The organism is Methylobacterium sp. CCH7-A2 (assembly GCF_001557075.1).
In the GTDB taxonomy this organism is placed as follows: domain Bacteria; phylum Pseudomonadota; class Alphaproteobacteria; order Rhizobiales; family Beijerinckiaceae; genus Allobosea; species Allobosea massiliensis.
The window spans coordinates 71,597-84,872 of record NZ_LSKN01000033.1 but is presented as its reverse complement, the minus strand read 5'-3'; the positions used below and the strand labels follow the sequence as shown (position 1 = coordinate 84,872).

The 13,276-nt window shown below is 69.5% G+C and carries 7 protein-coding genes; 5 read left to right on the top strand and 2 right to left on the bottom strand.

The features are described from left to right. Nucleotides 1-68 precede the first annotated feature (68 nt). Nucleotides 69-5,318, bottom strand: coding sequence for an MG2 domain-containing protein (locus tag AX750_RS03345; protein ID WP_245282292.1), 5,250 nt, complete (start codon nt 5,316-5,318; stop codon nt 69-71). A 223-nt stretch (nt 5,319-5,541) separates the two neighbouring features. Between AX750_RS03345 and AX750_RS03340 the strand changes: the two genes are divergently transcribed. From AX750_RS03340 to AX750_RS03325, 4 genes are all read left to right on the top strand, one after another. After that, entirely contained in the window at nt 5,542-6,978 is a 1,437-nt protein-coding gene (locus AX750_RS03340) for a serine protease (RefSeq protein ID WP_082735165.1), read from the top strand. A gap of 124 nt (nt 6,979-7,102) precedes the next feature. Further along, complete coding sequence (locus AX750_RS03335) at nt 7,103-8,104, top strand: tripartite tricarboxylate transporter substrate binding protein (protein ID WP_066721246.1); 1,002 nt, start codon at nt 7,103-7,105, stop codon at nt 8,102-8,104. Between the two features lie 102 nt (nt 8,105-8,206). Then, nucleotides 8,207-8,674 carry a tripartite tricarboxylate transporter TctB family protein gene (locus AX750_RS03330; RefSeq protein WP_066721244.1) on the top strand — a complete coding sequence of 156 codons (468 nt, stop codon included), beginning with the start codon at nt 8,207-8,209 and terminating at the stop codon, nt 8,672-8,674. A 10-nt stretch (nt 8,675-8,684) separates the two neighbouring features. After that, nucleotides 8,685-10,199 (top strand): tripartite tricarboxylate transporter permease, encoded by a 1,515-nt coding sequence (locus AX750_RS03325; RefSeq protein WP_066721243.1) that lies wholly within the window; start codon nt 8,685-8,687, stop codon nt 10,197-10,199. 49 nt (nt 10,200-10,248) lie between these two features. On the opposite strand, the gene AX750_RS03320 is transcribed toward AX750_RS03325, so the two are convergent. Continuing rightward, nucleotides 10,249-10,992 carry an enoyl-CoA hydratase-related protein gene (locus AX750_RS03320; RefSeq protein ID WP_066721242.1) on the bottom strand — a complete coding sequence of 248 codons (744 nt, stop codon included), beginning with the start codon at nt 10,990-10,992 and terminating at the stop codon, nt 10,249-10,251. Between the two features lie 197 nt (nt 10,993-11,189). On the opposite strand from AX750_RS03320, the gene AX750_RS03315 reads away from it, so the two are divergent. Further along, on the top strand, nt 11,190-13,271 hold the full coding sequence (locus AX750_RS03315; protein WP_156446545.1) for a 3-hydroxyacyl-CoA dehydrogenase NAD-binding domain-containing protein: 2,082 nt from the start codon (nt 11,190-11,192) through the stop codon (nt 13,269-13,271). Nucleotides 13,272-13,276 lie beyond the last annotated feature (5 nt).

Here is a 13,276-nt window from a genome sequence, read left to right as displayed (position 1 = left end):
GCTCCGGGACCCCCTCCCCACGAGGGGGAGGGGAGGCGCCTGCGCCGGACTCGGGCGAGCTCACGCCTTCACCGCGCCGAGGCGATGTCCACCGTGCCGAAGCCGGTCCGCCCGAAGCGGTCGGGGCGGTACATGTCCTCGATCACAGCGGCGGGCGCGACATAGCGGCCGGGCGAGACCGCGCGGGCGATATAGGCGACGGTATAAACGAGCTTCTGGTCCTTGCTGCCGGAGCGCTCGAAGGCGGCGACATAGCGGTCGTCGCGCGCCTCCGTATGGACGGGGATGACCTCCTGCTTCAGCCAGTCGAGACCGGCGACCGAGGCGCCTTCGGTGAGGTTCGCGTTCTCGATCTCGAGCCCGGCGGGGACGGGGTCGACGAGGAGCAGGCGGCCATAGCGGCTGGCCGGCTCCGTCACCGTCAGCGCGACGACATAGCGTTCGTTCTGGCGCAGCCGGGCCGGGTCGGCCTTCTCGCCCTTCATCGTGTAGATCACGCGTTCCAGTCCGAAGCCCTGGTTGAGGGCGGGCTCGGCGCCGGTCGGGATCCCGGCCACGGTGATGACAGCCTGCGCCGTGGCGGCGGCGGGGTTGGCGACCGTCAACGGCTTCTGCTCCAGCGCCGCGGCGGGAATCGTGCGGTAGAGCGGCCCCTTCCGCTCCGTGCCGTCGACCGTTAGCGTCATGCCCTCGGCGTCCTTCGCCATCGCCTGGGCAGCGAGCACCATCCAGGTCTGTTCCTGGGTGGAGGTGTAGCGGGCGCTGTTGCGGGCGCTGTCGAGGATGGCGGCGGCGCGGCCGATCTCGGCCCGGTCGCCGGCCGATTCCGCGATCAGCGCGAGAACCGCCGCGCCATCGCGCAGGCGCGAGCCGTAATCGGGGCGCGACAGGCCGTCGTCGCTGCGCTCCTGCAGCCCGGCGAGCGCGCTGACGAAGGCGGCGCGGCCGCGGCCGCGATCGCCGAGCGCCGAGAGCGCCGCACCGATCTGGGCACGGGCCATGGGTGTGGCGAAATCGGCGAGCTTGTTGTCGGCGAGGTAGCGCAGATCGCCCATCACCGGCCGGCCGTTGCGGGCGAGCACATAGAGGGCATAGGCGATGCCGGCCGCTTCCTCCTTGACGATCTCGCCGGTGTTGACGACCTGGTTGCGCAGCCGGTCGAGCGCGAGGTTGAAGGCGGTCTGCGGCACCGGGAACTGGCGCTCGCGAGCCCGCGTCAGGAAATCCGCCGTGAAGGCGTCGAGCCAGAGATCCTCGCCGCCGACGCCCCAGAGCCCGAAGGAGCCGTTGGCCCCCTGGCGGGCGAGCACCCGCTCGATCGCGTTCTGCACCCGCTCATCGGCATTGGCGTCGAGTGCGAGATGCTCGAGCGAGGCGAGCCGGTTGACATGGAGCAGCGGCATGGCGCGGCTCACCGTCTGTTCGGTGCAGCCATAGGGGTAGCGGTCGAGCGCCTTGAGCAGGCCGGGCACGTCGAGCGCGGCGAGCGGCGAGACGGAAACCGAGACCTGGCCGGAGCCGGGCACGAGATCGGCCAGGAGATCGGCCGAGACCGTGATCGCGCCGCCATTGCCGGGGATCGGGCGCACGATCCGGCGCGCGATCGTGGCCGCGGAGGGCTGCACCCGGACGGCGAGGTTCTGCACGGTGCCGACGCCGCCGGGTCCGCTGATGCGGACATCGAATTCGGCGCGGCCGAGCCCCGCGGCGGTGACGGGGATCGTCATCTGCGCCTTGGCGCCCGCGGCGAGCTGGATCGTCCGGCGGGTGGCGTCGGCCGGCACCAGCACCGGGCCGCGGATGTCGAGATCGACGACATAGGGGCCGGCCGGGCCCTCGACATTGTCGATCTGGAGGTGGAAGCGTGACTGGTCGCCGATGGCGAGGAAGCGCGGCAGGGTCGCCTGCGCCACCACCTGATCGCGCACGATGACGTCCGTACTCGCCTGTCCGGTTCGGCCGGCCGACCAGGCGACCGCCATGACGCGCAGCGAGCCGTTGAAGGCCGGCAGCTCGAAATCGATCTTTGCCACGCCGTCGGGACCGACCTTGACCACGCCGGAATAGCGGGCGACCGGCTCCTGCGTCGGCTTCTCGCCTTCGAGGGCGGGCGCGGCGTCGCCGCCGCTGCGGATCGCGCCGCGCGTGCCCTGCATGCCGTCGATCAGATAGCCGTAGAGGTCGCGCAACTCGTGGCCGATCTGGCGTTGGCCGAAGAAGAACTTGCTCGGGTCGGGGCTTTCGAAACGGGTCAGGTTGAGGATGCCGACATCGACCGCGGCGACGGTGACGAAAGCCTCCTCGCCGGCCCGCGCGCCGGTGACCTTCACCGGCAGCGACAGGGTCGTGAGCGGGCGCACGAGGGTGGGTGCACCGAGATCGAGCGTCAGCGTGCGACTCTCCTTGCCGATCGAGAACCAGGACAGGCCGATCGCCCGGCCGGGCAGGCGCTTGGCGGCGGCATCCATCGGCCGGTGGGCCAGCGCGACGAGATAGGCCCCGGCGCCCCATTCGGCCTTGACCGGGACGGTCGCGGTGGTGCCGCCCGCTGCGATATCGATGGTGCGGAGATCGACGACGCGGTCGGTGATGACCGCGAGCGTGGCCTTGCCGGCAAAGCGCGGGCTGAGGCGGAGAGTCAGGTTTTCGCCGTCGGCATAGGCCGCTTTGTCGATGGCGACATCCAGCACGTCGGGCGTATCGGCGGTCTTGTCGGCCTCGTAGCCGACGCTGAAGGAGACCGAGGTTTCGGTTGAGTCCGGCCCGTCGGCTGCGACGTCGAGCCGGTAGTTGCCCCATTCGACCGGTGCGGCGATGCGGGCCGGCGCGGCCTCCGTGACCGCGACCTCGCCATCGGCGACGCGGCGGGTCGACTTCACGCCCTCATAGTTCCAGCGGCCGTCCTGGAAGAACCACTGATAGTTGCGGGTGACCTTGGACAGGGTCCATTTCACGCCCGCCTTGGCGAGGCGACGGCCGTCGCCATTGGCCATGATGACGTCGAAACTCGCGGTCTGGCCGTTGCCGAGTTCGCCCTCCTTGAAGCCCTTTCGCACGCCGATGGCGGCGCCCTTGGGCACGATCGGCAGCGTCACCGAGCGGGCGATGGCGCGTCCGCCGGGCTCGCCGACGCGGATGGTGAACTCGGCCTCGAGCGGGCGGTTGGTCTCGGGCTGGGTGACGGGGTTGGTCACGGTGACCTTGCCGCTCGCGTCTGTCGTCGTGCTCTCCTCGAACTCGGACTGGACCGGCTCGAAAGCCTCGTCGGTGAGGCCGACCTGATAGCCGGCGAAACCGGGGATGGCCGATTGGCCGGCGGCCCGGATCGTCATCGAGCCGGTGACGTCGAGGCCTGAGCCCGGCGCGCCATAGAGATAGCGCGCGCTGACATCGATCTCGGCCGGCTGGCCGGCCTGCAGGACCGGCGCCTTCGGTGACAGGGTCAGTTCGAGCCGCTCGGGAACGTAATCCTCGACGAGGAAGGAAACCTCGCCGATCGCGGGGCCCTTGGGATCGGCATAGGCCTGGACGCGCCAGGTGCCGGTCGCGGCGCCTGACAAAAGCGGGATCGAATGGGCGCGCCCGCCGGCGCCTTGGTCCTCGACCTGGCGGCGGCGATATTCGACGCCGTCAGGCCGCTTGACGATGAGCGTCAGCGGCAGGCCGGTGACGGCTGCGCCGCGGGCATCACGCAGCAGCGTCGTGAGATAGACCGTCTCACCGGAGCGATAGACGCCGCGCTCGGTATAGAGATAGGCATCGAGGCCGGCCGGGGCGACGCGGCCCTTCACGCCGCGATCAGAGAGATCGAAGGCCGTCTGCTTCAGGTCGAGGAAGCCGTAATCCTCGGCGAGCGAGGCGGTGACGAGGCCCGGCGCCAGGCCGCCCTGGCCCTTGGCGAGGCCTGCATCGAAGCGGGCATAGCCATTGGCGTCGGAGCGGAGCGTCGCCAGCACCTCGTTGTTCCTCGCCAGCAGGCGCAATTCGGCATTGGCGACGGGGGCCGCGTCGGAGAGCGAACGCACCAGCACATGCACGCCGTCGGGGCCCGAGAAGGAGGTCAGGCCGAGATCGGAAACGACAAACCACTGCGTTGCGCGCGTCGTGCCATCGTCATAGTCGCCGTCGCCGTCGGAGGGCGTAGGCGCCCGGCCACCGCTGGGTTTGGCGAACATCACATAGACGCCGGGTTTCAGCGCGCCGACGGCCTCCACCACCGGGAAGGCGGTGACGACGTCCTTGTTCAGCTCGGATTTGACCTCCATCGAGCCGGTCCAGACGCGCTGGCCCTTGTCGTTCTCGATCTGCTTCGACTGATAGGCGCCGAGCTGGCCGAGGAAATCCTCGGAATGGACCGAATTGATCAGGTTGCGGTCGCCGATCCGCATGACCTCGAGGTCGAGCCTGTCGCTGTTGACCGATACGACCGGGATGCCCTGCTGGCCCGTGCGCGGCAGGACGTAGTTTTTGCCGGTGAAGCGCACCGAAGGCGTGCGATCGCGGACATAGACCTCGTAATCGGCGGATTTCAGCAGCTTCTCGTCGGGGATTGCGGAAGGCACGCCCTGGCGGATGACGAAGGCGTAACGCTCGCCATGGCGCAGGCCATCGACGCAGATCTGGCGCTCCTCGCCCGTGACCGCGAAGTCGCCCTTGCCGCCGGAGATCGCAACGTAAGGCGCGAAATCGACACGGCCGCGGGCGAGCGGTTCGGAGAACTCGAAGCAGGCGCGCGGGCTCGCCGCATCGGCATCGACCTTGTTGCCGGTCAGGCGGAAGCCGCGCTGCTCGCGCAGGCCCTCATAGGCGGTGCGCAGCGAGGCGTTGTCGACGAGATCCAGGCTGAGGCGATAGGTCGTCAGCGCCGGGCGCCAGAGTTCGTTGCGCTCAAAGATGCGGGCGAGGAGGCCCAGCGAGGCGGCCTCGTCATTGCGGCTCGTGGCGCGCTGATAGGCGAGATAGGCGGCGCTGATGGCGCGCTCGCGCAGTTCCCAGCGCTCGCGATAGTCGCGCGGCTCGATGGCGTTGGCGGCGCGCGCCATCAGGCGCCAGCCAGCGGCATTGGCGGGCTCGGCGACGACGGCGGCATTGGCCTGGGGCAAGGCGGCGCGGGCGTCCCCGCGCGAGAGCGCAGCCTCGCCCGCGCGCACGAGATCGGCTGCCGAGCGGGCGCCGGCCGAGACCTCGCGCTTGAGGCGTTCCTCCAGCCGCTGCCCGTCGGCGGCGAGATCGTTGCGGACATAGGCCTTCTGCGCGAAGGCCGGGTGGGCGGCGAGGCTCAGGCCCAGAACCAGCGCGAGGCGGGGCAACAGGCGCATGAGCATTTCCTCCAGAGGACGTCCCGCATTCCGCCTGTTCAAGACAAAGACCGGATGACGGGTATGGTCGCGGCGGCAGGCTATCACCGGCGTCGATTGGCGCAATCCGAAAGCGCGCGGCGGGTGGGCGGAGGGCGTTGGCTCCCCGCGATCGGCTGCCGGAAACGCTTGCAGGGGCTGTCGATCTGACGCTCAATGCCGGCCGTCGGGGTGGGAGGCGATCATGAGAGCCCGTTCGTTGCATCTGATCGTGTCTGCGGCGCTGATGCTGCCTGGCTGCGCGGCGCTGTCCGCCGGGGCGCTCGCACAGGCCCCCGCCGCCGCGGCCAATCCCCAAATCGCTGCGGCGCAGGTGAGCTTTGAGAGCCTGCCCGAGGCCGAACGCCGCGCGATCCAGGCCGATCTGATCTGGAGCGGGCATTTCAACGGCGCCGTCAGCGGCAGCTACGGGCCGCTGACCTTCCGCGCGATCAACGCCTTCAAGGCGGGGAAGGGCGCGCCCGACGGGTTGCTGACGCCGGCCGAGCGGCGCAGCCTTGCCCAGGCCGCGCAGGCGGCGCGCGAGGCAGCGGGCTTCCGCGTCATCGCCGACGAGCGCACCGGTCTGCGGATCGGCATCCCGGCCGCGGTCCTGCCGAAACGGGACGTCGCGCCGTCCGGAAGCCGCTGGCAGAGCGCCGACGGCAAAATCACGCTCGATACCTCGGCGACGCCGCTGGGCGAGACTCTCGAGGCCGTCTACGAGAAGGCCACCGCGCCGACGCCGAACAATCCGGGCCGTAAGATCACCTACAAACTGCTGCGGCCGGATTTCTTCGTCGTCACCGGCGAGACGCCGACCGGCAAGTTCTACCGCAGGCTCGCCTCGGGACCGTCCGGGTTGCGTGGCTTCTCGATCGGCTACGACAAGGCTCTGGCCCCTTCGGTCGACAAGCTCGTCATCGCGATCGCGGCCAGCTTCGAGCCGTTCCCCACCGGCCCGCTGCCCCAGGCTCCGGCCGTCGCCTCGGCCAGCGGGCCGACCGCCGGATCCGCTATCTCGGCCACCGCGGCCTCGGCAGCGGCCGCGCGGCCGACGGAGCGACACGCGACCGGCGTAGCCCTTGGCGAGCGCCTCGTCGCGACGGCGGCGGCGGGTATCGAGGGCTGCCGGACGCTGCGCGTCGGAGGGCGCCTCGCGCGGCTGCGAGGGGTGCCCGAAGCGGGCCTTGCGCTGCTCGATATCGAGGGCGGGGCAGCCCTGGCCGCGCCGGCCACCCGCTCCGAGCCGCCTGCGGAGGGGGAGGATCTCGTGCTGCTGGCCTTCGGCGAGGAGGGAGGCCGTCGCGTGCCTGTTGCCTTGCCAGGCCGGATCGTCGCGGGCGCGGCCGGTCCGGCCGTCCTGGCGCCACTCCAGCCTGGACAGGCGGGGGCGGCTGCCTTCGACCGGCAGGGCCGCCTCGCGGGCCTCGTCACGGGCAATCCGTCCGACCGCGTGCTGATCGCAGGGGTCGCGCCGCAGCGCAGCCATGCGCTGGCGGCTGCGGCCGCGGTCCAGGCGGCGGCGAGCCGGGCTGGCGCGCCGCTGGTCTTGGCTCCTGCAGGAAGCGCCGACCGGAGCACCGGCGCCATCGTGGATGCGCGTGCGTCTGCGATCCTGCCGATCCTCTGCGGGTTGTAGAATTCCCTCGGAAGACGGTTGTCTCCGCGGCCGCAATCGGTTCAGATGCAACCGTCTACGCAAGAGCGCCCCGTCACGGGCGAGGAGCGCTCGGTCACTAAATCGATTTAGGGAGAGGAACCGAATGACCGACAACATCAGCAGGCGAAGCGTTCTGGCCGGGGCGGCCGCCGTCGGCGCATCGGGGCTCATCGCAGCCCCCGCCATCGCTCAGGCCAAATGGCCGAGCCGTCCGATCACCCTCGTCTGCCCCTGGGGAGCTGGCGGCGGGACCGATGCGACGGCTCGCATCGTTGCCGCCATCCTCGAGAAGAACCTCGGGCAGCCGGTCAACGTCGTGAACCGCACCGGCGGTTCCGGTGTCGTCGGCCACTCCGCCATCGCGACGGCGGCGCCGGACGGCTACACGATCGGCATGATCACGGTGGAAATCACCATGATGCACCATCAGGGCCTGACGGACCTCAACCCGACCAGCTTCACGCCGCTGGCGCTGATGAACGAGGATCCGCCGGGCGTCCAGGTCAAGGCGGATTCGCCGTACAAGGACATCAAGGCGCTCGCGGACGCGATCAAGGCCGCGCCCGAAGGCAAGTTCAAGGCCTCCGGCACCGGCCAGGGCGGCATCTGGCATCTCGCCCTGATCGGCTGGCTGCAGGCGATGGGGCTGAAGCCGAACCATGTCGCATGGGCGCCGTCGAACGGGGCGGCCCCGGCGATGCAGGATCTCGCCGCCGGCGGCATCGACATCGTCACCTGCTCGGTGCCCGAGGCTCGCGCCATGATCGACGCCGGCAAGGCCAAGTCGCTCGCCATCATGGCGAAGGCCCGCAACCCGCAGTTCAAGGACGTGCCGACGCTGAACGAGACGCTCGGCATCAACTACTCCGTCGGCGCCTGGCGCGGCATTGCCGGGCCGAAGGGTCTGCCGGAAGCCGTGCAGGCGACGCTGATGACGGAGCTCAAGAAGGCCTTCGACTCGAAGGAGTTTCAGGACTTCATGAACGCGCGCGGCTTCGGCATGACCTATCAGGACCAAAAGGGCTTCGCCGCCTTCATGGCCGAGGGCGACAAGGCGATGGGTTCCGCCATGAACGCGGCCGGTCTCGCCAAGAAGCCGGCGTAACGGTTCTGACGACCGCGACCGCGCGACATCTGCGGTCGCGGTCACGCCATCGTCCCGGTGCCGCGCGCACCGGGATGCGTCCTGTCTCAGAAAGTCTGTCCGATGCGCTTCAACGATGCCGTCGTCGGCACCGCGTTCCTGCTTATCGCCGGCGCGATGATCGCGATGACCTTCACGTTCCCCCCTTTCCCGGGCCAGAAATACGGCCCGAGCCTGTTCCCCCGGATCATCGGGGGCGGGATCATCCTCTTTTCCTTGCTGCTGATGCTGCGTGAATGGCGGGCCGGAGGACGCCCGCTGCTGGTGCTCGATGGTTGGGCCCGCAGTCCGCGGCGGCTGGCCTCCTTCGCACTGATGCTGGCGGCGATGCTGTTCTACCTCGTCGCGTCCGAGCCGCTCGGCTTCATCCCGACCGCCTTCCTGATCCAACTCGTTCTGTTCCTGTGGTTCGGCGTGCGGCCGGTCATCGCACTGATCGTGGCGGTCGTGATGACGATCGCGGTGCAATACTTCTTCGGCAACCTCATGCGAGTTCCGCTGCCGCGCGGCATCCTCGACAGCGTGCTCTGAGGAGACCGGCATGACAGCGATTTCAACCGCCTTCGGGCTGGTTTTCGACCCGACCGTTCTCGCGGTCATCATGGGTTCGGCCATGTTCGGCATGTTCGTCGGCGCCATGCCCGGCCTGACGGCAACGATGGCGACGGCGCTGCTGGTGCCGGTGACCTTCTTCATGGCGCCGGTTCCGGCGCTGGGGGCGATCGTCACCGCCACCGCGATGGCGATCTTCGCGGGCGACATTCCCGCCGCGATGCTGCGGATGCCGGGCACGCCGGCCTCGGCCGCCTATGCCGACGAGAGCTACGAGATGACCAAGAAGGGTCAGCTCGATCTCTGCATGGGCGTCAACCTGGTGTTCTCGGTGCTGGGTGGCATCTTCGGCGTCGTCATCCTGATCGTGCTGGCGCCGGTGCTGGCCGAGGTCGCGATCAATTTCTCGTCCTTCGAGTATTTCTGGCTGGCCTGCCTCGGCCTGACCTGCGCCGTCTTCATCGGCACGGGGGACCCGCTGAAGGGCCTGCTGTCGCTCTTCATCGGGCTGGCGATCGGCTGCATCGGCATCGATCCCGCGGCAGGACAGCCGCGCTTCACCTTCGGCAATGTCGATCTCCTCTCCGGCATCAACTTCATCCCGACGCTGATCGGCATGTTCGCGGTTTCCGAACTGCTGCGCGGCGCCGTGACGATGGAGAAGGGCGGGGCCGTCGTCGCCCAGGCTGTCGGCAGCCTGATGACCGGTGTCGGCGGCGTCTTCCGGAAGTACTGGTTCAACTTTCTGCGCGGTTCGACGATCGGGACCGTGATCGGCGCTCTGCCGGGCGCGGGGGCCGACATCGCGGCCTGGGTTTCCTATGCGGTCTCCAAGAAGACGTCCAAGGAGCCGGAGAAGTTCGGAACCGGCCATATCGAGGGCATCGTCGACTCGACCTCCGCCAACAACTCCGCGCTCGGCGGCGCCTGGATCCCGGCACTCGTCTTCGGCATCCCGGGCGATTCGATCACGGCCATCGTGATCGGCGTGCTCTACATGAAGGGGATGAATCCGGGGCCGAGCGTGTTCCTGCAGACGCCGGAACTGATCTATGCCGTTTTCATCATCTTCATCCTTGCCAACCTCATCATGTTCCCGCTCGGCTGGGCGGCGATCAAATCGGCCAAGCAGATTCTGCGCGTGCCGCGCAACATCCTGCTGCCGATCATCCTGATCTTCTGCATCGTCGGCTCCTACGCCATGACGAACTCGCTCTATGGCGTAGTCCTGATGGTGGTGATGGGCATCTTCGGCTGGTTGCTGGAAGAGCATGGCGTGCCCGTGGCGCCGCTGATCCTCGGACTCGTGCTCGGCGAGATGCTGGAGCAGAATTTCATGTCGTCGATGATCAAGGCGGACGGGTCGCTGATCGGATTCCTGTCGCGACCCATCGCCGGGGTGCTCGGTGTCTGCACGATGGCGATCTGGGCCTTCATGATCTGGAAGGCGCTGCCCTTCGGCGCCTCGCGAGCGGCCGTGGGCTCGGACGGCGCCAAGGCCTGACGTCGTCGCGATGATAGGGGTCGGGAAGGCGCCAGCCTCCCGACTTCTCTCAGCGCTTGAGGAAGGCGGCGAAGGCGGCCTGGGCCTCGGCCGAGCGCAGCCGTTCGCCGAAATGCCGCGCTTCCGTCGCCAGCGTCTCGGCCACGGCGGCCGCCTGGCCGCGCTTGAGGAGCATCTTGGTCAGCGCGACCGATTGCGGCGGCAGGGCCGCCAGGGCCTTCGCCTTGTCGAGTGCAGCCTCCAGCGCCTTGCCTTCGGCCAGGACGGCGTTGAGCAGGCCGGCCTCCAGTGCCGCCTGGGGGCCGAAGCTCTCGCCCAGCATCAGCAGCTCGGCCGCCCGCTTGGAGCCGGCCGCGAGCGGCAGCAGATAGCTCGACGCTCCTTCCGGGCAGAGCCCGAGCGTGACGAAGGGCATGCGGAAAAGCGCGCCCGTTCCGGCGAAGGCGAGGTCGCAATGCAGCAGCATCGTCGTGCCGATGCCGACGGCGAACCCTTCCACCGCTGCGACGACCGGCTTCGTCGCCGTCGAGATCGCACCAAGGAAATCCATGGCGACGCGGGCGCCGTCATCGGCGGAAGCCGCGAAATCGCGGATGTCGTTGCCACTGGTGAAGCAGCCGCCCGCGCCGGTGACGACGATGGCGCGGATCTCGGCATCGGCTTCCGCCGCGGCGAAGGCCGCGATCAGGCCGAGGTAGCTGGCGCGGTCGAGCGCGTTCTTGCGCTCGGGCCGGTTCATCGTGATCTGCAGGACGCCGGGCGCTACGGTTTCGGTCAGAACGGCGCTGCTCATCCCCGGATCTCCATCCCTCAAGCCCGGCCGGGTTCCGCGCATCGATGCTCCTGGGCCCGGCTCTCGCAGGCAGGCTTGGCATGCCGCTTCGGCGGGGGTCAAGCCGGAGCCCTGCTTGACAAAGGGGACCTCCGCCATGTCCTCCTTCGCCCTCGGCCGGCCACGCCCCAGTGCCGGCACAGCAGGGACGCATGCCTATGGAGACCGTCCGGCTCGCCCGTCAGGGCGAGATCGCGATCGCGACGATCGACAACCCTCCCGTCAACGCTCTCGGCCAGGCCCTGCGGGCCGATCTCGCCCGCGTCATCGCGGAGGCGGGCGCCGATCCGACGCTGAGCGCCATCGTGCTGGCGGCGGCGGGCCGCGCCTTCATCGCCGGCGCCGACATCAGCGAGTTCGGCAAGCCGCCGCTCGCGCCCTATCTCCCGGACGTGCTCGATGCGATCGAAGCCTGCCCGAAGCCGCTCGTCGCCGCGATCCAGGGGGCGGCGCTCGGCGGCGGTCTCGAGGTCGCGCTCGCCTGCCATGGTCGCGTCGCGGCGCCGACCGCGTCGCTCGGCCTGCCCGAGGTCAGGCTGGGACTGATCCCCGGTGCGGGCGGCACGCAGCGCCTGCCGCGGCTGATCGGGGCGGCGAAGGCCTTCCCGCTGATGCTCTCGGGGGAGCCCGTCAATGCCGGCAAGGCGCTGGAGCTCGGGCTGGTCGATGCGGTGACGGGCGAGGATCTCATTGCCGCCGCCGTGGCGCAGGCGCACATGCTGGCGAGCCGGGGCGCACCGCTGCGCCTCAGCGAGGCCGGCGCGAAACTGACGGCGGCCGATCGAGCGGCCTTCGAGGCGCTTGCCGCGGATGCGCTGAAGAAGTCGGCCGATCTGCCGAATGTCGCCGCCTTGATCGAGGCCGTACGCGGCGCCTTCGAACTGAACTTTGCGGAGGGGCTCGCCGTCGAGCGGGCGCTGTTCCTGAAGCTCGTCGCCGATCCGCGTTCGGCTGCGCTGCGGCACGTCTTCTTCGCGGAGCGCGAGATCGCTCGCGTGCCCGGCATCGGCGCGGACGTGCAGCCGCGCCCGATCGCAAAGGCTGCGGTGATCGGGGCTGGTACGATGGGCGGCGGCATCGCCATGTGCTTCGCCAATGTCGGCATCCCCGTGACACTGATCGAGCAGGAGCAGGCACAGATCGACAACGGCATGAACCGGGTCGCGGCGATCTATGAGATGTCGGTGACGCGCGGCTCGCTGACGCCGGAAAAGCGCGATGCGCGCATGGCGCTGATCACGCCTGCGGTCGGTCTCGCCGCTGCCGCCGAAGCCGACATCGTGATCGAGGCCGCTTTCGAGGAGATGGGCGTCAAGCAGCAGATCTTCGCGGCGCTCGACGGTATCGCCAAGCCCGGCGCGATCCTCGCCAGCAACACCTCCTATCTCGACGTGCCGACGATCGCGGCGGCGACGCGCCGCCCGCGGGACGTGCTGGGGATGCATTTCTTCAGCCCGGCCAATGTGATGAAGCTGCTGGAAGTCGTACGGCCTCAGGGCGTGGCCGAGGATGCGGTGGTCACGGCGATGGCGCTGGGCCGCCGGCTCGGCAAGGTGCCGGTCGTCGTCGGCAACGGCTTCGGCTTCGTCGGCAACCGCATGCTGGAGGCGCGCACCCGCGCGACCGAGCGGTTGCTGATCGCGGGTGCGCTGCCGCATGAGGTCGATGCGGCGCTGACCGGCTTCGGCTTCAAGATGGGCCCCTGCGCCATGGCCGATCTCGCGGGCAACGACATCGGCTGGCGCTCGCGCAAGGCGCGCGGCAAGACGGCGGCGGTGGCGGATGCGATCTGCGAGGCCGGCTGGTTTGGCCAGAAGACCGGGCGCGGCTATTTCCTCTATCCGGAAGGGGCCCGCAGCGGCCAGCGCGATCCCGAGGTCGAGGCGCTGATTGCGCGCATCTCTGAGGAACAGGGCCTGACGCGGCGAAGCTTCTCGTCCGATGAGATCCTGTCGCGCCTGCTCGACCCGATGGTGAACGAGGGCGCGCGGATCCTCGAGGAGGGCATCGCGGCGCGACCCGGCGACATCGATGTGATCTGGCTCAACGGCTACAACTGGCCGGCCTGGCGTGGAGGGCCGATGTACTGGGCCGATACGGTCGGTCTAGGCGCCATCGTCGCGCGGCTGGAGCAGCAGGCGGCCGAGACCGGCGACGCGACGCTGCAGCCGGCGCCGCTGTTGCGCCGGCTCGCGGACGAGGGCAAGGGCTTCGCCGATCTGAAGACGCGATCCGCCTGACCGGC

Excerpts from the sequence above, each read along its gene's own strand:
- AX750_RS03345 (WP_245282292.1), bottom strand. The coding sequence starts at position 5,318 with ATGCGCCTGTTGCCCCGCCTCGCGCTGGTTCTGGGCCTGAGCCTCGCC.
- AX750_RS03340 (WP_082735165.1), top strand. The coding sequence starts at position 5,542 with ATGAGAGCCCGTTCGTTGCATCTGATCGTGTCTGCGGCGCTGATGCTG.
- AX750_RS03335 (WP_066721246.1), top strand. The coding sequence starts at position 7,103 with ATGACCGACAACATCAGCAGGCGAAGCGTTCTGGCCGGGGCGGCCGCC.
- AX750_RS03330 (WP_066721244.1), top strand. The coding sequence starts at position 8,207 with ATGCGCTTCAACGATGCCGTCGTCGGCACCGCGTTCCTGCTTATCGCC.
- AX750_RS03325 (WP_066721243.1), top strand. The coding sequence starts at position 8,685 with ATGACAGCGATTTCAACCGCCTTCGGGCTGGTTTTCGACCCGACCGTT.
- AX750_RS03320 (WP_066721242.1), bottom strand. The coding sequence starts at position 10,992 with ATGAGCAGCGCCGTTCTGACCGAAACCGTAGCGCCCGGCGTCCTGCAG.
- AX750_RS03315 (WP_156446545.1), top strand. The coding sequence starts at position 11,190 with ATGGAGACCGTCCGGCTCGCCCGTCAGGGCGAGATCGCGATCGCGACG.